General features: G+C 42.1%; 16 protein-coding genes. 12 read left to right on the forward strand and 4 right to left on the reverse strand.

Going from position 1 to position 20,454, the window contains the following annotated elements:
* Positions 1-9: 9 nt before the first annotated feature.
* Positions 10-609 carry a hypothetical protein gene (locus IZT61_RS19060; protein WP_196098605.1) on the reverse strand — a complete coding sequence of 200 codons (600 nt, stop codon included), beginning with the start codon at positions 607-609 and terminating at the stop codon, positions 10-12.
* A 176-nt stretch (positions 610-785) separates the two neighbouring features.
* Between IZT61_RS19060 and IZT61_RS19065 the strand changes: the two genes are divergently transcribed.
* From IZT61_RS19065 to IZT61_RS19115, 11 genes are all read left to right on the forward strand, one after another.
* Positions 786-1,268, forward strand: a complete 483-nt coding sequence (locus IZT61_RS19065) for a GNAT family N-acetyltransferase (RefSeq protein WP_196098606.1) — start codon at positions 786-788, stop codon at positions 1,266-1,268.
* A gap of 69 nt (positions 1,269-1,337) precedes the next feature.
* On the forward strand, positions 1,338-2,456 hold the full coding sequence (locus IZT61_RS19070; RefSeq protein WP_196098607.1) for a glycoside hydrolase family protein: 1,119 nt from the start codon (positions 1,338-1,340) through the stop codon (positions 2,454-2,456).
* Between the two features lie 173 nt (positions 2,457-2,629).
* Positions 2,630-3,097: a pyrophosphohydrolase domain-containing protein gene (locus tag IZT61_RS19075; protein WP_196098608.1), complete on the forward strand. Its 468-nt coding sequence runs from the start codon at positions 2,630-2,632 to the stop codon at positions 3,095-3,097.
* Between the two features lie 295 nt (positions 3,098-3,392).
* Positions 3,393-4,487, forward strand: a complete 1,095-nt coding sequence (gene rhaT, locus IZT61_RS19080) for an L-rhamnose/proton symporter RhaT (protein ID WP_196098609.1) — start codon at positions 3,393-3,395, stop codon at positions 4,485-4,487.
* A 27-nt stretch (positions 4,488-4,514) separates the two neighbouring features.
* Positions 4,515-6,635 (forward strand): bifunctional aldolase/short-chain dehydrogenase, encoded by a 2,121-nt coding sequence (locus IZT61_RS19085; RefSeq protein WP_196098610.1) that lies wholly within the window; start codon positions 4,515-4,517, stop codon positions 6,633-6,635.
* Between the two features lie 224 nt (positions 6,636-6,859).
* The gene (locus tag IZT61_RS19090) at positions 6,860-8,143 is read left to right on the forward strand and encodes a sugar isomerase (protein ID WP_196098611.1); all 1,284 of its coding nucleotides are present in this window, start codon (positions 6,860-6,862) and stop codon (positions 8,141-8,143) included.
* A 17-nt stretch (positions 8,144-8,160) separates the two neighbouring features.
* Positions 8,161-9,540: an FGGY-family carbohydrate kinase gene (locus IZT61_RS19095; protein ID WP_196098612.1), complete on the forward strand. Its 1,380-nt coding sequence runs from the start codon at positions 8,161-8,163 to the stop codon at positions 9,538-9,540.
* Between the two features lie 270 nt (positions 9,541-9,810).
* Positions 9,811-10,044, forward strand: coding sequence for a DUF2683 family protein (locus IZT61_RS19100; RefSeq protein WP_196098613.1), 234 nt, complete (start codon positions 9,811-9,813; stop codon positions 10,042-10,044).
* Complete coding sequence (locus tag IZT61_RS19105; RefSeq protein WP_196098614.1) at positions 10,035-10,292, forward strand: Txe/YoeB family addiction module toxin; 258 nt, start codon at positions 10,035-10,037, stop codon at positions 10,290-10,292. The genes IZT61_RS19100 and IZT61_RS19105 overlap by 10 nt, the downstream gene beginning before the upstream one ends.
* A gap of 197 nt (positions 10,293-10,489) precedes the next feature.
* On the forward strand, positions 10,490-11,521 hold the full coding sequence (locus IZT61_RS19110; RefSeq protein ID WP_196098615.1) for a GntR family transcriptional regulator: 1,032 nt from the start codon (positions 10,490-10,492) through the stop codon (positions 11,519-11,521).
* Positions 11,522-12,271: 750 nt separating this feature from the next.
* Positions 12,272-15,652, forward strand: a complete 3,381-nt coding sequence (locus IZT61_RS19115) for a DEAD/DEAH box helicase (protein WP_196098616.1) — start codon at positions 12,272-12,274, stop codon at positions 15,650-15,652.
* 93 nt (positions 15,653-15,745) lie between these two features.
* Here the strand turns inward: IZT61_RS19115 and IZT61_RS19120 are convergent, their stop codons facing one another.
* The gene (locus IZT61_RS19120; protein WP_196098617.1) at positions 15,746-16,546 is read right to left on the reverse strand and encodes an SDR family oxidoreductase; all 801 of its coding nucleotides are present in this window, start codon (positions 16,544-16,546) and stop codon (positions 15,746-15,748) included.
* 210 nt (positions 16,547-16,756) lie between these two features.
* Positions 16,757-17,338, reverse strand: a complete 582-nt coding sequence (locus IZT61_RS19125; protein ID WP_196098618.1) for a thymidine kinase — start codon at positions 17,336-17,338, stop codon at positions 16,757-16,759.
* Between the two features lie 121 nt (positions 17,339-17,459).
* Here IZT61_RS19125 and IZT61_RS19130 point away from each other — a divergent pair, with 121 nt between their 5' ends.
* The gene (locus tag IZT61_RS19130) at positions 17,460-18,635 is read left to right on the forward strand and encodes a hypothetical protein (protein ID WP_196098619.1); all 1,176 of its coding nucleotides are present in this window, start codon (positions 17,460-17,462) and stop codon (positions 18,633-18,635) included.
* 556 nt (positions 18,636-19,191) lie between these two features.
* On the opposite strand, the gene rodA is transcribed toward IZT61_RS19130, so the two are convergent.
* Positions 19,192-20,454 carry a rod shape-determining protein RodA gene (gene rodA / locus IZT61_RS19135; protein ID WP_196098620.1) on the reverse strand — a complete coding sequence of 421 codons (1,263 nt, stop codon included), beginning with the start codon at positions 20,452-20,454 and terminating at the stop codon, positions 19,192-19,194.

Below are 20,454 nucleotides of genomic sequence, written 5' to 3' on the forward strand. Positions count from 1 at the left end.
GCTTTTCATTTACAGTAAGATTTTGCTGCTAATATCCTTATTTATCGTAATATATCCCGGATATTTAAATGGCGTATTGCCGAGCATAAAAGTCGGCTTGATTTTAATGGTTAACAAGCCAAGTTTTTCATCTTTAGATGAGCCTTTTTGCGCTGCCTTTATAATATCGTTCAGCACGTTGCCGTTGGTTACCAAACCGTAAATGTTGCTGCTCAGCTGTACCGGTACCGAAATTGTCTGGCCCTGAGCGATACTTACGTTCTGATTGATTACGCCCTCTGCCAAATCAGTATTATTTACCAAAATCTTATACTCAAATTGATTAATTGCAGCCAGTTTAGATGATGGATTCGAAATCTCGAGGTTGAGGTTTGCACTTAACGGGATATCTTTTCGCAACAAACCCAATGCAACCCCTGGCAAGCTTGTTAAGCTAAAATTTTGATCGTTGATGAGTTTTTTAACATCCGTGCCCGCAACCGTTACCTGATTTATACTTGTAATGCGGTATTTGCAATCTTCGAGCGCCTTTATTTGTTGCGCCTGTTTATTAATTCCGCATCCAAACAGTGCAACTGTTAATAGGCAGATGATTAGTTTTTGTTTCATATGATGTGCTAAAGTTATATTAACGGTAAAATAAACTATCTATTTCAATTGCAAAGATAATCACGTATCGTGCTAGCAAAATTAAGTCCAAAAAAACCGTTGTTTTATTATTAATCGTTAAAGTGCATTTTCTTTAGCTTTACTGCTCGATTTTTAACTTTGGCAAAAAAAAGAACATGACCATGACTTATCGGAAAATAAAAGAAAAAGATAATACATCAATAGCCGAAATAATCAGGGCATCGTTAAAAGCCTATGGCCTCGATAAACCAGGCACGGTTTACACCGACCCGACAACCGATTTTTTATCGGAGGTTTTTAAAGTAGAAGGATCCGAATATTGGGTGGCAGAGGCCGACGGGAAGATTGTTGGAGGCTGCGGTATTTTTCCGACTGAAGGCTTGCCAAGCGGCTGTGTTGAACTAGTAAAGCTTTATACCGATATTTCGGTGCGAGGGCAGGGGATAGGCAAAGCCTTGATGCAAAAAAGCATCGAATCGGCACAGCATTTTGGCTATAATGAGATTTATTTAGAGTCTTTCCCCGATTTAACAACCGCGATTTCGATGTATGAAAAAAACGGCTTTAAGCGATTATCGGCGCCACTGGGAAACTCCGGGCATTTTGCATGTAACGTTTGGATGCTGTTGGTATTGTAAGCTGCTTTACCCTAAAAATGGGTCGAATGCTTATATTAGCCTTATTGAACCTAACCAAAAATCGCAAGAATGAAAAGAAACGACTTCCTGAAAGCGCTCTCTGCGGGTATTCTGCTGCCGAGTTTAGTAGGTGCCAACCCGCTAAAAAATATCTTGGAGCCCGAGGGTTTTTTAGATCGCCTGTTACCTGCGCCAGTGGGCGGCGGCTTTATGATGGAAGATTATTGGATTTGGGACCCTGCAGTAATTAAGGACGAAAGCGGTAAGTACCATATGTTTGCTTCGCGATGGTCTAAAGAGGTTGGCTTTGGCAACTGGGTAACCAATTCGGAAATAGTAAGGGCGGTGGCCGATAAGCCAGAAGGACCTTACACGTTTGTTGAAGTTGTGCTACCGCCCCGTGGAGGCGATTGGTTCGACGGTAAAGGTGCTTTTAACCCTCGCATTGTACGTTATAAAGATCAATACCTTTTGTATTATGTTGGCGTAAACTACGATTTTCCTATTCCACAAGATAAAGGTAATATTTGGGCTGATGAAAGAGCGCATAAGGCGTGGATGCGCAAGCGGGCGGGTTTAGCTGTTGCAAATTCAATCGAAGGCCCATGGAAGCGGCTTGATAAACCGTTAATGGAACCTCGCCCGGGCAAATGGGATGCATCGATCATTTCGAACCCGTCGCCCGTTGTTCGTCCCGATGGAAGTGTTTATTTGATGTATAAATCGTCGGCCAAAAACTACGATCCGCCATTATTGCTGGGTGCAGCTTTAAGTACAAAGGGCTATAAGGGCCCCTATAACCGTCTTTCAGAAAGCCCCGTGTTTAGTTTTCACAACAGTGGCCAACCCAACAACGATGTTGAAGATCCCTTCGTATGGTGGGAGAAAGATCACTACGAGGTGATCATGAAAGATCGTTTCGGACACATTTGCGGCGAAGAAGGCGGTGGTATTCATGCAACATCAAAGGATGGCGTCGACTGGAAATTATCCAGTCCCGTAAAAGCTTATTCGCGGCACATCAAATGGGACGATGGAAAAACGATTCATATGGCCAATTTCGAACGTCCGTTTTTATTGTTCGAAAATGGCAAGCCAACGCATCTATTTGCCGCAACCGGAACAGGCCCCGGCATGTACCAAGTTGATAAAACCTGGAATATGGTAATTCCTTTGAAGCAGGTGTAATGGCTAATTGGTTGAACTGGTTTAGACGGCAAAGCCTCATCATTCCATATTGATTTTTTATGTAATTAATTGGCTAGTTAACGAATTATAGCAGTTAACCGATTTTACCAATTCAGCCAGGCATTTCAATCCGATTTTTTTAAGTTTGCTGCAACAAAAAAACCGAGCAAATCATGCAAGAAACAAATTCCTTAAATCAAGTCGCCGAATTTCACACTACGTTCAAGCACCCTATTTTAGCGTCGCCAACTATTCCTACTAAACAAAGGGCAAATTTGCGCATTGCGCTTCTGGCAGAGGAGCTAAAGGAGTTGCAAGAAGCGGTTGAAAATGACGATTTGGTTGAGGTTGCCGATGCGCTTTGCGATTTGCAATACGTTTTAGCCGGTGCAATACACGAGTTCGGCCTGGGTACAAGATTCAAGTCTTTGTTTGATGAGGTTCATCGTTCGAACATGAGCAAAGCCTGCAAAACAGTTGAAGAGGCCGAGCAGACGATTATGCACTATTTTGAGAAAGATGGAACGGAATCTTATTACAAAGAGATTGATGGATTGTTCCTTGTTTTTAGGAAAGCGGATGATAAGACGTTAAAATCAATCAATTATTCGCCTGCTGACTTAAAGTCGCAATTGGGATAAGAGTTTTTTTAACATCCGTCGGTTGAAACCGACGGCAATGAGTAGTTTGTTGCCCCATTACTAGTCGTAGCGTCTCGCTACGACTTAAATAGCTTTTTGTGTTTCTGTCATTCTGACGACACTAGTCGTAGCGTCTCGCTACGACTTAAATATAAATTGGGAGGTGAGAGGTACGTAGCGAGACGCTACGACCAGATGCGTTAACTCAAATCTCAACCCTAAAAATCATAACAGTGCATAACAGTATTGCTTGCGTCAATTTATATTTTAGGCCAACCAAATATTAAACACGAGCATGCAAGCAATTTTAGGTGTATTTTTCCATTTTATCGGCGGTTTCGCATCCGGTAGTTTTTACATACCATATAAAAAAGTAAAAGGTTGGGCATGGGAAAGTTACTGGATTGTTGGCGGGATTTTTTCATGGCTCATTGTTCCTCCGCTAGCGGCTTACCTCACCATACCAAACTTTACTGATATTATTGCAACAGCCCAGGGGAAAACCCTTGCCCTAGCCTATTTCTTCGGTGTTTTATGGGGAATTGGAGGATTAACCTACGGACTCGGTGTGCGTTATTTAGGCGTTTCACTCGGCAGCAGCATCATTTTAGGGCTTTGCATGGTATTGGGCTCTATATTGCCGTCTATCTATTTCGATATCTTTCCGCAAGCTGGCAAAGATACTTTCACCATGTTCTTACAAACCGATTGGGGAAGGATGGTCATGCTTGGCTTATTAGTCTGCGTATTGGGAATTGTAATCTGCGGTAGGGCCGGAATGATGAAGGAACGCGAAATCAAAGCAGACGTCACCGATCCGCACGGACTGGAAGTAAAAACCGAATACAAGTTCGGCTTAGGCTTGTTCGTAGGCATAGTATCTGGCGTTTTAAGTGCCTGTTTCAACTTTGGCATCGAAGCAGGTAAGCCAATGGCCGATGCCGCAAACGAAATTTGGAAGGCCGCAAATCCATCAGAAACGGGAAACTTTCTGTTCTCAAACAACGTAACCTACGTAATTGTACTTTGGGGCGGATTAACCACGAACTTCATCTGGTGCATGATATTAAATGCCCGTAACAAGACCTTTGGCGACTATACAAACAAGACTACGCCACTATTAAAAAACTATATATTTTCTGCATTGGCAGGCACAACATGGTTCTTGCAGTTCTTCTTTTACGGAATGGGCGAAAGCAAAATGGGCAATGGCGCAAGCTCGTGGATACTGCACATGGCCTTCATCATCTTAATTGCTAATGTTTGGGGCCTAGTATTAAAAGAATGGAAAGGAGTTTCCAAAAAAACGCTCATAACTGTGCTTGCAGGCATACTTACCATTATTGCATCCGTACTAATTGTGGGCTACGGAAATTCTATTAAAGGTTAAATCATAAAAAAACAAGAAAAAATTATAATGTCTATCGAAACGAAAAATTATAAGCACGTAAGCTATTTGTGGAACGAAGAGGAAGCTGCAAAGCTGGCCGGAGATGAAGTTGCGTTGTTAATTTATCGCTCCAATTTATTGGGAGCCGATTTACGCCTAACAAATTACGGGGGAGGAAATACATCGTGTAAACTGATGGAAAAAGATCCGCTTACGGGTTTAGAAACCGAAGTGATGTGGGTTAAGGGATCTGGTGGAGATTTGGGTACCTTGAAAAAAAGCGGGTTGGCGGCACTTTATGTAGATCGCTTGCGTAGCCTTAAAAATATTTATCGCGGTGTTGAGCATGAGGATGAAATGGTTGAATTATTTAACCACTGCATTTTCGATTTAAGCTCCAAAGCGCCATCGATTGACACACCATTGCACGGTTTTTTACCTTTTGCGCACATCGATCACTTGCATCCCGATGCAGCAATTGCCATTGCAGCCGCTAAAGATGGTAAAAAAATTACCGAAGAGCTTTTTGGCGGTACCATTGGTTGGGTTGAATGGAAAAAGCCAGGATTTGAACTCGGCTTGCAGTTAAAACAATGTTTAGATGCAAATCCCGGCATTCGTGGCATTATGCTTGGCTCGCATGGTTTATTCACCTGGGGCAATACCGCTTACGAAAGCTATGTAAATACACTTGATGTAATTGAGATTTGTTCAGAATATTTGGCACAAAACTACGGTAAAAAAGCGCCTGTTTTTGGTGGACAAAAAATTGAAAGTGCTGATGCCGAAACCCGCAAAAAACAAGCTGCAACGTTAGCGCCGGTTTTACGAGGCTTATGTTCGTCAAATCAACACATGATCGGCCACTTTACCGATGATATTCGCGTATTGGAATTTATCAATTCAAATGATCTTTCGCGTCTTGCGCCCATGGGAACAAGCTGCCCCGATCACTTCTTGCGGACGAAGATCAGTCCGCTTGTTTTGGATTTGGAAACCGGCACCGATCTGTCAGATACGAACCAAATTAAGGAAAGATTGTTGCCGGCTTTTGAGGCTTACCGTGCAATGTACACCGATTATTATGAAACCTGTAAACATCCAAACAGTCCCGCCATTCGCGATACCAATCCCGTTGTAATTCTTTATCCCGGAATCGGCATGTTTACCTTTTCCAAGGATAAACAAACGGCACGGGTTGCGGCCGAATTTTACATCAATGCCATTAACGTAATGAAAGGCGCTGAAGCCATTTCCGAATACACATCTTTACCCCATCAGGAAGCATTCAACATTGAATACTGGTTGTTAGAAGAAGCAAAATTGCAACGCATGCCCAAACCAAAACCGTTAACGGGCAGAATTGCCTTAATTACGGGCAGCGCTGGTGGCATTGGCAAAGCCATTGCCAAAAAGTTTGTGGCCGAAGGCGGCGTAGTCATTTTAAATGATATGAATGCCGAACGTTTGCAGGAAGCCGGAGCAGAATTTGAGAAACAATTTGGCAAGGACTCTTACACTACTGCACCTTTAAATGTAACCAGTCAGGCAGATATTAACGATGCATTTGATACCGCCGCATTGGCTTTCGGTGGCATCGACATCGTGGTTAACAATGCGGGCTTGTCGATTTCTAAAACCATTGGCGATCATACCGAAAAAGATTGGGATTTATTATACGATGTGTTGGTAAAGGGCCAGTTCTTTATTACCCAGGCTGCAACAAAAACGATGCAAAAGCAGAATATTGGCGGCGATATCATTAATATTGTAAGTAAGAACGCACTGGTAAGTGGACCAAATAATGCAGGTTATGGCAGTGCCAAAGCCGCTCAACTACACTTAAGCAGGCTAAATGCTGCGGAGTTGGGAGCCGATAACATTCGCGTAAACGTGGTTAACCCCGATGCGGTGATTAGCGATAGCAATATTTGGGCCGGTGGATGGGCAGAAGGCAGGGCAAAGGCCTACGGAATTACCGTTGCCGAATTACCTGCTTACTATGCAAAACGTACTTTATTGAACCAAATTATTTTACCTGATGATATTGCCAATGCCTGTTTCGCTTTCGTGGGCGGCTTATTGCAAAAATCGACAGGAAACGTATTAAATGTTGATGGCGGCGTTGCCATGGCATTTGTAAGATAGAATTAAAATTAGTTTTAGTGAGTTGTTCTCTTGGTCTGTGGTTCGCCACAGACTAGAAAGCGACTTCGACTGCACTGTCGTCCTGAACGCAGTGAAGGATCTCTAAGCTATGGAAAACTGGCTTCAAAAAGCACTATCTTCAAAGAAGCATGCATTTTGATAGTGAAAAGCCGGTCACAAGCAAATTATCGCTTACATTTATTAACTTAAATTCAACCAACCAAATGAATATTGAGCAGAACCAAATAGCACAACATAACGACTCCCTTTTAACTTCGCATCAGCGTAAATTCAATTTTTTAAAAGAAGATTGGTCGCATATCGATTTAGACAGTATAATCCAAAAACTGGTCGATTTTCAGATCGCTATTCCATCCTGGGCTCTCGGCACTGGCGGAACTCGTTTTGGTCGCTTTGCCATTACCGGTGGTGAGCCAAGAACCATTGAAGAAAAAATTGAAGATGTGGGGTTGCTACATGCCCTTAACGGCGCAAGCGGCGCAATTTCGCTGCACATTCCATGGGATATTCCGCAAAATGCCGAAAGTTTAAAAAGTTTGGCCTCCAGCTACGGTTTAACTTTCGATGCCATGAACTCCAATACCTTTCAAGATCAGGCCGGTTCTGCGCACAGCTACAAATTTGGTTCACTGCAAAACGTAAACAAGGAGATCAGAAAACAGGCCATTGAGCATAATATCGAAGTAATTAAGCAAGGTGTGGCCTTAGGTTCTAATGCCTTAACCGTTTGGTTGGCCGATGGATCGTGCTTTCCCGGTCAATTAAATTTCCGCAAAGCCTTTGAAAATACTTTGGAAAGCTTGCAGGAGATTTATTTGGCCTTGCCCGATGACTGGAAGCTATTTGTAGAATATAAAGCGTTCGAACCAAACTTCTACTCAACTACAGTGGGCGATTGGGGGCAGTCGTTGCTGTATGCAAGCAAACTCGGAAATAAGGCTTACACTTTGGTCGATTTAGGTCACCATTTACCAAATGCCAATATTGAGCAAATTGTTGCCCTGTTGTTGATGGAGGGCAAACTGGGAGGTTTTCACTTCAACGATTCCAAATATGGCGATGACGATTTAACCGCCGGAAGCATTAAGCCTTACCAATTATTCCTCATCTTTAACGAGCTGGTTGAAGGAATGGATGCAAAAGGAATGAACCATGCCAAAGATCTGGGCTGGATGATTGATGCATCGCACAATGTGAAAGATCCGCTTGAGGATTTACTGCAGTCGGTAGAGGCCATTATGATCGCTTATGCACAGGCATTGCTGGTAGACCGCAAGGCATTAAATGCCGCTCAAAACAATAACGATGTGGCAAAGGCGCAGGAGATTTTGCAAAACACTTTCCGTAGCGATTTGAGGCCGTTAATTGCAGAAGCCAGATTAAAGGCCGGTGCAGCTTTATCGCCAATTGGTTTATACCGCGATTTAGAGGTGAGAAAAAATCTTGTTAACGGCAGAGGCGTAAATACGATAGCCACAGGTTTATAATTTAGGAAAAGATAAAAATGGCGAAGCCTGTTGTTGCGATATTTGATGTTGGAAAAACGAACAAAAAACTATTTCTTATCGATGAAAATTATGAGATCGTTTTCGAACGATCTGCCCGCTTTGTAGAAACCGTTGATGAAGATGGAGAGGCCTGCGAAAATTTGGAAAGCCTTAAATCTTCCGTTTACGATTCCTTAAATCAGGTATTGCAGATGAAGGAATTTGATGTAAAAGCCGTCAACTTTTCAACGTACGGTGCAAGTTTCGTCTACCTCGATGAGCATGGCAAACCGTTAACGCCGCTTTATAATTATTTAAAAGAATATCCCGAGGGGCTGAAACGCGATTTTTATTCGAAATACGGAGGGGAGGAAAAGGTTTCTTTAGAAACAGCTTCACCGATTTTAGGTAGTTTAAATTCTGGAATGCAGGTTTTTAGGCTCAAAAAGGAAAAGCCCGAAGTGTTTGCCAAAGTGAAATACGCTTTGCATCTTCCGCAATACCTAAGCTATTTGATTACCGGCAAGGCACTCGCCGATATTACAAGTATTGGCTGCCACACCCAGCTTTGGGATTTCAACAAAAACCAATACCACAAGTGGGTTACCGAGGAACAGTTAGACGCAAAATTTGGTGAGTTTACGCCAGCCGACGCTACCTTGAAAACAGCGTTTGATGGTACGACATTTGAAGTTGGTGTAGGCTTGCACGATAGTTCGGCGGCTTTAATTCCATACCTCGAGAATTTTAACACACCTTTTGTTTTAATTTCTACCGGCACATGGTGTATCAGCTTAAATCCGTTTAACCAGGAACCGCTAATTGCCGAACAGTTGAAGCAAGATTGCCTTTGTTACATGCACTTTAAGGGCAAGCCGATAAAAGCATCGAGAATTTTTGCTGGTTATGAGCACGAGATCCAGTTGAAAAGGATTGCAGCACATTTCGATCGTGCCGCTTACCTATTTAAACACTTAAAATTTAACCCTAGTCTGGTTTTAAAGCTGACTAATAAAATCCCCGAAAATCGAAAGGAGCAAACTGCCTTTTCAGCAGTGTCGGCTTTCGGTGAAAGAGATTTAAACGTTTTTCAAACCGCCGAAGAAGCTTATCATCAGTTAATCATCGATTTGGTAAAACAGCAGATTTACTCATTGAAACTAGTTTTAAACGAGGGTGTTCGGCGTATTTTTGTTGATGGCGGCTTTGGTAAAAATGACATTTACATGCACTTGTTGTCGAGCTCCATTCCCGATATTGAAGTGTATGCCTCATCGGTTTCGCAAGCTACCGCCATTGGCACAGCCTTGGCCATTAACAGCGCCTGGAATGCTAACCCCGCACCAACAGATATCATCCAGCTGAAATATTACTCAGCAATACAGCGGACTTTGTAGATATTATTAAACGGTCACCCTGGGCACGAAGGATCCCCTAGCTACTAAGTATTAACGTCAAAAAAGCACAAGCCCAAATAGGGAGCGAGTGGACGCAGTCTCTCTAGACAGTCGTCATTTCGAGCGCAGTCGAGAAATCTTTACCCAAAGTTCAAAGATTTCTCTTCCAAAGGAGCTCCTATGGAGCGCTTCGATGGTATTCTAGGTTTAGCTTAATTCCAAATTATTTTTAAAATGACGGGTTTTTTTAAGGCGTTTTAATACAAAATTATGAATATATTTGTATTAAAAGCTTACACGATGATAGTTGCTGAAATAGAAATACCTGATAATAAATCGACTTTGGTTAAGCAATTACTTAAGGAATTGGGCGTAACCGTAAAAATTAAAAAAACGGAAAAAAGTCCGTACGATCCTAAGTTCGTTGCTAAAATTAAAAAGGCAGATGAGGAGATAAAGAACGGGCAAACGAAGAAGATTCCGATCGACGACTTATGGAAATAGAGTATGCTATTCAGGCTCAAAATGATTTAATGTTTTGGAAGAAATCTGGAAATAAAGGTGTTCAAAAAAAGATAAGTCAATTGTTACAGGCCATGCTTGAAGATCCATTTACTGGTATTGGCAAACCCGAAGCTCTAAAACATGAGTTAACAGGTAAATGGAGTAGACGAATAAACAATGAGCACCGCATTGTTTATCTTGTTACTGATGAGGTAATTTACATTGAGTCTCTAAAAGGACATTACTAAGCCTACCTCGTCGTAGCGTCTCGCTACGATAATATGAAGGCTTTATTTGTATTCAAGAGAAGAGCATTGTGGATGAATAATTGGATAGGCACAAGCGAGACGCTTGCGCCAGATGAACATATTAACTCATCACGACAAGTATTTTTTTATCCCAACTTTCATAATATTCTTTATCTTCGAAATCAATTCCGTTCGATTTGAAACCAGAAGATTTAATTTCCTACATCCAGATAGATGAATATTCATCAACCCCGAAGTATAAGCAGCTTACAAATGCCATTTTAGGGGCTATTGAAATGGGGAGGTTGACCCAAGGAAATCTTTTGCCATCCATTAACGAGCTGAGCTTTAGTTTGGAAATGTCGCGGGATACGGCTGAAAAAGGCTACAGAAATCTTCGCAAACTTGGCGTTGTCGATTCCGTTCCCGGAAAGGGATATTTCATTGTCAACACCGATTTCTCTCGAAAACTTAAAGTTTGCCTGCTGTTCAACAAGCTAAGCACGCATAAAAAAATTATATACGATTCGTTTACAAAAGCAGTTGGAGACCGGGCGGCGATTGATTTCTATATCTACAACAACGATTTTGCACTTTTCAAAAGATTAATCACTGCAAAGTTGGGCGATTACACGCACTTTGTGATCATCCCGCATTTTTTAGAAGGTGGAGAAAATGCCCACGAAATCATCAACACCATCCCAAAAGAAAAACTGGTGATGCTGGATAAAATTCTGCCTGGTATTACGGGCGATTTCGCTGCGGCTTATGAAAACTTCGCACAAGATATTTATGCCGCCTTAGAGCAAGCCTTAAACCGTTTATCAAAATACAACACCTTAAAAATCATCTTCCCAAAGAACAGCTATTTTCCGCACGAGATTTTAACCGGATTTTATCGTTTTTGCCAGCAATATGCCTTTAATCATAAGGTAATTCATAACATAAAAGACGAGGAAATAAACGTCGGCGAGGTGTATATTAATCTAATGGAAGACGATTTGGTTATTTTAATTGAGCGATTAATTGCGCAAAACCTTACGATTGGGAAGGATGTCGGCGTAATTTCTTACAATGAAACCCCGCTTAAACGAATCATTCTTGATGGCATTACCACCATTTCTACCGATTTTAATGCGCTTGGAACGCAGGCAGCGGAATTTGTGCTCAATGGTAAAACCGAAAAAATCGAGGTGCCATTTTATTTGAATTTACGGAAATCGTTGTAATACCTAATTATCATTCTGAGGAACAGCCTGTCCACACTTTTCCTGTCGGGAGGACACATCTCCTTTTTCCCGTTCGTCGTTCCCGCGTACGCGGGAATCTGAATGCAAGGCGCCAATCTTTGCTCATTAAGATCCCCTGCCGATAGCTATCGGTACAGGCTACTAATGACAGCACCGGTTTGTCATGCTGAGGAACAGCCTGTCCCGATCCGATAGCTATCGGATTATCGGGAAAGCATCCGCAACCTACAGCTTACCGTCCTTGCACACCAACTTATCCTCTTTTGGCATCGCGGCTTTGGCGTTCTGCGTTTCATCGCTTGGGGATCTTTCGTTACACTCAGGATGACAGAGTTAATAACCTGTCATCCTAACTCCTTTGTTTTTTCAAGAAAACTGACCTCTGAGGATGACGACCGTTCATGGATAACGCCATAAAAATTTTGTTATTTCGATTATTTTTAGTCAGAAAACGCTGTTTCAAAGATATGTTCACACGATAGGTACGTAGGGGATCAGGGGCATTCAAGCGAGGAAGATGCTGATCCGAAGCTTCGGGACAGCATTACGACCGTTGCTGTGAGTGGTTGTAAAACAGTATGTCAAATTCAGAGTGGCAAAACCCTGATTTGAAACTTAGGCGACTGCACTGCGGATTAAATCCAATTTGCCGTTGACTTCAGTCAATGCTAATATGCTAGGCTTTTCGCTATATATTTTATTATTTTTACCTCTACAATTTCAGTTTAAATGAGGGAAGAGCCAGTAGGAAATCAATCAGCGTTCAGCAATCCGTACGATTACGTTTTAAAGGATTTTAATCTGAAAGATCTCAATGCAATTGTTATACTTAAGCACGTAAATCAGCATATCAATACCGATGTAAAGGGCTTTTACCAACTTTTTCCCCAGCAGATAGAAATTGATTTCGCTGCGTTTAGCCACAACGAAGCTGAACTTCCTTTTCCAATTGTACAGATTCAGCAAAACGAGAGTGAGGTGAGGCTTTCTTGCCGTTGCGATACTCCGAAAACCAAGCTTTGCGCTCATCAGGCACAGGTATTATTTAACATTCTCCAACGGCAGGATCTTTTGATTTTCTTTGATGAAAACCTCCGCCGCCAAAAACTGGGCAAAATAGCCTTAGATTATGGCTTGGAAAAGGAACCCAACCTGGATGCTGTGTTCGATCTCCGCTGGAGTGAGAATGAAGTAAACATAAAACCGAAACTGGCCAATTTGCAGCCTTTTAATAAAGAAGCCAGGCAAAGCCTCGAAGAGCTATGGCTCTCAAAAAAAACCACAGTTTCCGATCTTAAAAAACAGAAAGAAAAACTGATTTTGGTTTTAGGGCAGCATCGTTACTACAACAACTTAACCTTATCGCTTTTTAATGCCGAAACGACGAAAAATGGGAAAGTCAAAAACCCACTCAAAGAGATCAATCCGGCTGATTTGATTTTTAAAACCGAGAACAGCGAAGAGATTAAATTCTATAGCGGCGTTGGTAGTTTTCAGCAAAATTACAATAACGACCAAAGCGAAATCGAAATTGAGGCGCTAAAGGCCGTAGTGAAAAACCCGTTGAATGTTCGTGTTTATTTGCAGGATGATAAGCAATCTGCCGCTATTCAGGCATCAACCATCTCGCCTGTAACGTTGCAGGCACTCGCCATCGATTTGCGTTTATCGGTAAGCCAGCGTGATGATTTCTACGAAATTACGGGGCGAATCAACATCGATGGAAAATCTTACGAACTGGATCAATTGGTGCTGATTCATCAATATTTTATTAAGCTAAAAAATCAACTTTACTTAGTTCCGCGGCTCGATCTCCTCAGGGTGATCGGATTTTTCCAAAAGCAGAGCAATCGGTTAATTTTGCATCAATCGAAATATCCCGAGTTTCAAAAAGCGATATTAATTCAGTTAGAGGGAAGCATTCATGTGGATTACTCTTACCTCAAACCCGCCACCAAAAGCCAGATCGAAGAAAAGGGGTTCGACCTCGAAAATGAGCAGTTGATTTATTTGTCTGAATCTGAGGATTTCATTTCCATCACCCCTGTAATGCGCTATGGAAATCAAGAAATTCCTGTGTTATCCAAAAAGCAAATTCAGGCGCAAGATAAGCTGGGCAATGTTTTTACTGTGCATCGCGACGAAGAAGCGGAGCTGCAATTTATCGGAAGCATCTTAAAGCAGCATCCTTATTTCTATGAGCAGGAAACGAATGATTCATTTTATTTGCATCGTAAACGGTTTTTGGAAGAAGCCTGGTTTTTGGATGCTTTTGAGGCCTGGCGCAATAAGGGAATTCATATCTTGGGTTTCAATCAGTTAAAGAACAACAAACTAAATCAGCACAAAGCAGAGATCAATATCGAGGTTTTAAGCGGAACCGATTGGTTCGAAACCAAGGTGGAGGTGAAGTTTGGCAAGCAGAAAGTAGCGTTAAAGCATTTGCATAAATCCATAAGAAACAAAAGCAAGTTTGTTACGCTCGATGATGGCACGCAAGGGATATTGCCAGAAGCCTGGCTACAAAAATTTACCGATTATTTTAACGCAGGCGAAGTAACGGCAGACGCTATTCTTACCCCGAAAATAAATTTTGCAACCCTAAATGATCTTTATGAGGATGCCCTGTTGGATGGCGATGTGAAGAACGAAATTCGATCGTACAAACAAAAATTTGACGGTACCGATGCCATTCAGGAAGTTGAAGTTCCGAAAGCGTTGAAAGCCACGCTTCGCCATTACCAGCAAGATGGCCTGAACTGGCTGAATTTTCTGGATGACTTTAATTTTGGCGCCTGCCTGGCTGATGATATGGGCTTGGGTAAAACCATTCAAATTTTGGCCTTTATATTAACACAAAGGGAAAAAGTTACGCATAACACCAATCTTGTTGTGGTTCCGGCCTCGCTGATCTTTAACTGGAAAGCGGAGATTGAAAAGTTTGCACCATCGATAAAAGTGAGTACCATTTATGGAAACGACCGCGTAAAGAGCACCGGACATTTTGATGATTACGAAGTTATTCTCACCACTTATGGAACGCTACTGTCTGATATCGGTTTCCTGAAAGACTACCGGTTCAACTATATCTTTTTAGATGAATCGCAAAACATAAAAAATCCAGAATCGCAGCGGTATAAGGCTGCCCGCATGCTACAATCGAGAAACAAAGTGGCAATTACGGGAACTCCGGTTGAAAACAATACATTTGATTTATATGGACAGTTATCGTTCGCCTGTCCGGGTTTGTTCGGCAGTAAACAGCAGTTTGCCGATTTGTACTCAACGCCAATCGATCAGTTTAAGGATAAGAAAAGGGCCGAAGAGCTACAAAGAAAAATCAGGCCATTTATATTGCGGCGAACAAAAGAGCAGGTAGCAAAAGAACTGCCCGATAAGACCGAAATCGTTTTGTATTGCGAAATGGGCGAGGAGCAGAGGGAAGTGTACGAGGCGAATAAGAAGGAAATTCAGGATTTCATCTTAAACAAAAGCGAAGATGAGCTGCCAAAAAGTTCGATGCATGTGCTCAAAAGCATTACGCAGTTGCGCCAGATCTGTAACTCAGCTGCATTGTTGGCCGATGGTAAAAGTTATCTTCAGGCTTCGTCAAAAATTGAGGTTTTGCTCGAGCAAATTCAAAGCAAGGCCGGCAAGCACAAAATTTTGGTATTTTCTCAGTTTGTAACCATGCTTGACTTGATAAAAGGGCGGCTGGAAAAGGCGGGAATAAAATATGCGTATTTAACAGGGCAAACCAGAGATAGGCAAGAAGTGGTTCAATCTTTTCAAAACAACAAAGATGTCGCCGTATTTTTGATTAGCCTGAAAGCCGGCGGTACGGGTTTGAACTTGACTGAAGCAGACTACGTTTACCTCGTTGATCCGTGGTGGAACCCTGCGGTAGAAAATCAGGCCATCGATCGGGCCTACCGCATTGGTCAACATAAAAATGTAATGGCCGTCAGATTAATTTGTCCGGATACCATTGAACAAAAAATAATGAAGTTGCAGGCTACCAAGAAAGATCTGGTACAAAATTTTATTCAAACGGATGGGAGCTTGCTTAAGCGCTTAACAAAGAAAGAGTTGTTGGGATTGTTAGATTAGGGCTTTCCATTCCGTCATTGCGAGAAGGCTTTTTCAGCCGACGAAGCAATCTTATTCCAGCAATGCGTCGCAAGATTATGTATTTTTCGTTTTTCACACTCCGACTTCGAAATCGTACTCCAAAAACTCAGGCACATTTATACTCTCTACAATTTTCCAGCTCGTTTTCTCTGGAATAAACTGAGGCTCTTCTAAACCTGTTTCCCTGGCCGCGGCAACATAAAAGTCCATTTTTGGAGGGTGATTTGGCGAGCATGCATTGTAAACGCGACCGAAAGCGCTCTTTTCGACAATCTCCACCGCAATTCCTACTGCGTCATTTTGATGAATAAGGTTTACCGGTGCCAATCCATTAGCAACATCGGTTTTGCCAGCGAAAAATCTTCCCGGATTACGGTCTGGGCCAATTAATCCCGCAAAGCGGATAATGGTAAAATCACTTGGGTACTTAGTCATAAAAATCTCCTCAGCGGCTAGCACCATTTTACCTGACTCGGTATCGGGATTGGTTTCACTGTTTTCGTTTGCAATTTTATTCTCATCGCCGTAAACGCTGGTTGAGCTAATTAAGATTACATTTTTGCTGCGGTGTTCAGCAGCACTTATAATTGCATTTATTTTATCGGGATAGCTTTTTAGCTCGTTCGAGTTGCGCTTAGGAGGAATACAGATAAATAAGGTGTCGGCCTCAAAAAACGTTAAATCTGCTACAACAGCTTCGGCCGTAAAATTGACCATAAACGGCTGGATATTTTCAGCCTGTAGTATGCCAAGCTTTTCAGGGCTGGTTGTAGAACCTTTAACGGTATAATTTAACGTAATTAGTCTTTTGGCCAAGGCCAGCCCGAACCAGCCACAGCCTAGAATAGAAACAGTTTTCACTTTTTGATCCATAATGCTAAATTACAGGAACTAATTAATTATAAGAAATGAGCAATATGCAATAACCAATGAACAATAACCAGTGAATAAAACCATCGGCTTAAAAAGGTAGTGGGTAAGGTTGCTGCGGTGGCTCTTAGGCTAGGGATTCCTCATCCCTCGGAATGACAGTGGTGGAACCAATGACTAATGAACTAATGACCAATGAACAATTGAACCAACTTATCCTTTCCCTAAATTATAACACGCCCTGCAACGCGGTTCGTAACTGTCTTTTTCGCCCAGCAAAACGGTGTTTTCGTTAGTTACGGTTCGGTAACTGTAAAGTGCCGGGTTTCCGCAACATACACAAACGGCATTTACCTTGGTTACATGTTCGGCAATGGCCATTAAGGCAGGCATTGGTCCGAAAGGCTTCCCTGTAAAGTCCATGTCGAGCCCTGCCACAATAACCCTTATGCCTCTTAATGCCAACTTGTTGCAAACATCAGGCAGTTCGTTATCGAAAAACTGTGCTTCGTCTATGCCAACAACCTGCGTGTTGGTGCCGAGCAGTAAAATGGCTGAGGCGCTGTCGACCGGGGTTGAATTGATGGAGTTTAAATCGTGCGAAACCACTTCCGTATCGTGATATCGGGTATCGGTTCGAGGCTTAAATATTTCGACATTCAATTTAGCAATTTGGGCTCTTTTTAACCTGCGGATCAGTTCTTCGGTTTTGCCAGAAAACATGGAGCCACAAACCACCTCAATACTTCCCGAAAATTCGCCCCTTCTCCTAAAATTTTGTTCACTAAATAACATGCCCTGTTTTTTACGCCGTATCTGTATTGTATTAATTTAAAACCGAACAAATATGAGAATTAAGTGTTATTTTTGAACACATAGTTACCAACATAAATCAACCAAATTTTCGTTTAACTTTATGATGAAACAACGAGATATCTTCACAAAAGTCGGCAATATACTGGCAGAATTAAATGAGCAATATGAGTTTCTTGCGCAAAATCCAGCCCAATTAAACGATCTGGAATTGGAGCTTTTTCTGGCCAATGCAGATTTCCTTGCCGATCATGTTCGGATTGTTCAGAAGCTAAACGCGGCAGTTGAAAAACAAGCTCCGCCGGTTCAACAACCTGTGTTTGAAGATAAGGGCACTACTGTTGTGTCTGAAGTTTCATCAGTTGAAGAAGAAGCAGATGAAGATTTTGCAAATGAAGAATTGCAAGAAGTGGCTGCTGCCGAAGAACAAGAAGAACGGGTTGATGTAAAGCAGGAGCAAGAGGTTTTGGATGATGAAAAAATTCATGAAGAAACCAGTGCAAAAGTGCTTCAAAACGACTTTTTTAAGCCTGATCACGAAGACCATACTTTCGAGTTTGTTTTAGGTAACCATAGTGAGGATGATCAATTTGATTATGAAGCCAAATCGGTAGAAGAGATTTTCGATCGTCCGTTAAGCAAAGCGGAAGAAGAGGTGTTGGCCCAAAAGAAGAAAATACATGAAGACGCTCCACTGAATGCCACTAACGAGCCTATTTTACCTGAGGAAGATGAGATTGGCCCTGAGCCGTTTTTAATCTCACATGAAGAGGAAGCGCAGGTGGGTGATATGCAGTCAATTGAGGAAGCAGAAGTCCCTGTGCCTGCTGTTGAGGTGAAGTCTGAGCCCATTGCAGCGCTTAAAGATGTTGAAATGGACGAGCCTGTTATATCTCCGCCAGTGGTTGAACGACCGGTTTTTACGCCCGAGGCAGTTCCTGTTAAACCGGCTCCTCAATCTGTCGTTAGTCATCCTGCACCAAGTTTGAACGACCTGCTTGCTAAAACGCAGTCGAAAAGCGACGAGCCTGTTAAAGCGCCAATTTCCGATTTGAAACAGGCCATCAGTTTAAACCAAAAATTATTGTTTATTAAGGATCTTTTTAGAGGTTACAACCTGGCTTATTCTGAAGCAATCGATATTGTAAATAAAATGAGCAGTTTTGAAATCGCCGACAGCTTTTTGCAGAGTAACTATGCAATTAAGAACGATTGGGCAAACAAACAAGCAACGGTTGATCAGTTTTATGAATTGTTGAATAGACGATTTAGTAAGTAAGCCGGTATAGGAGGCGCTGGTGCTGGTCGAGATTTCCAATCTCGTCCTATCTAATACTGGATTTAAAATCCAGAGCTAGAAAAGTCAGGATTAGAAATCCTGCTTAGCGGTTTCAATTGTCGTCATTGCGAGGAACGAAGCAATCTCTTTTTTTGATCAGATTGCTTTGGCTCACACAAGCCCGGCCTCGCAATGACGGATAAATCGTAAATCCTTCCCGCTTAATACTGGATTTAAAATCCAGCGCTAGATAAGTCAGGATTACAAATCCTGCCTAGCGGGACGGTATAGGAGGCGCTGGTGCTGGTCGAGATTTCCAATCTCGTCCTATCTAATACTGGATTTAAAATCCAGAGCTAGACAAGTCAGAGTTACAAACCCTGCCCAGCGGTTTCAATTGTCGTCATTGCGAGGAACGAAGCAATCTCTTTTTTTGATCAGATTGCTTTGGCTCACACAAGCCCGGCCTCGCAATGACGGATAAATCGTAAATCCTGCCCAGCGGAGACTTTATGCGCCCTATCCCTCTACCTTAAACCTTTTACCCCTCTACCCTCTAAAAGAACCCCATTCTATTCGAATCGAGCTTTAAGAAGATAAACAGCAAAATTGTAAAACTCCAGAGTGACGAACCGCCATAACTTATCAATGGCAACGGAATGCCAATTACTGGAATAATTCCAATGGTCATCCCGATATTGATGAAAATGTGGAAGAATAAGATACAGGCCACGCTATAGCCGTAAACCCGCGAGAACGTAGAGCGTTGCCGTTCGGCCAGATTGATTAGCCGTAACAGTAAGAAAATGTACAAGCCAATGACTACCGAACAACCCAGGAAGCCCCATTCTTCGCCGATGGTAGAAAAAATAAAATCGGTACTTTGTTCGGGTACATACCCATATTTGGTTTGTGTTCCTTGTAAAAATCCCCGACCGGTTACCTGGCCAGAGCCAATTGCAATTTGCGACTGAATTACATTATATCCTGCGCCTTTGTTATCGGTTTTTAAACCAAGCATTAATTCAATCCGGCTTCTTTGGTGAGGCGCTAAAACTTTTTCGTACGCAACCTTAATTAAAAAGAGATAGCCAATAGCAAACAACGTAACCAAAACGGTCGAAAAGATAATCTTCTGCTTCCTTCTATTCATATAGATGAAAAGGCCGGCGATGCCGATAATCAAGGTGATTAAAATGTAAGTTGGCACCAGAAAATCGGCTACAAACAATACAATCATTCCCAAAAAGATGAGTAAGAAATAACCCGACAAACCTTCGCGATAAAGCGGAAACATAAAGGCTAAGAAAACGAGCGCCGACCCCGTATCGGGCTGCAACATAATTAATACCAAAGGCGCAAGTACAATTAACCCGGCAATCATAATCGATTTAATATCTTGAAACTTGGGATTGAAAGCACCAATGTAGCGAGCCAGTAGTAAAGCGGTTCCAAATTTGGCAAATTCGGCCGGCTGTAATTTGAATGATCCGATTTCGATCCACGCCTGATTTCCGGCTACCTTGTTTCCGACTACCAGTACTGCCAACAATAAGAGTAATGTTCCGCCGTAAATAAAGGGAGAAAAGACGTTAAAAAGCCTTCCGTCGAATAATAAAATGGATAAGCCCAAAATCAAGCCTGTTATGATATAAATGAGTTGCTTGCCGTAGCTACTTGCAAAATCGAAAGCCGCATTATCCGGATGGGGGATTGATGCGTAGATATTAATAAAACCTATTGAACAGAGTGCAATGTAAACAAGAATACTAATCCAATCTACATTAAAGAAAAATCTGCTTCCCTGTTGCTGCTGCAT

The organism is Pedobacter endophyticus, assembly GCF_015679185.1.
Taxonomy (GTDB): domain Bacteria; phylum Bacteroidota; class Bacteroidia; order Sphingobacteriales; family Sphingobacteriaceae; genus Pedobacter; species Pedobacter endophyticus.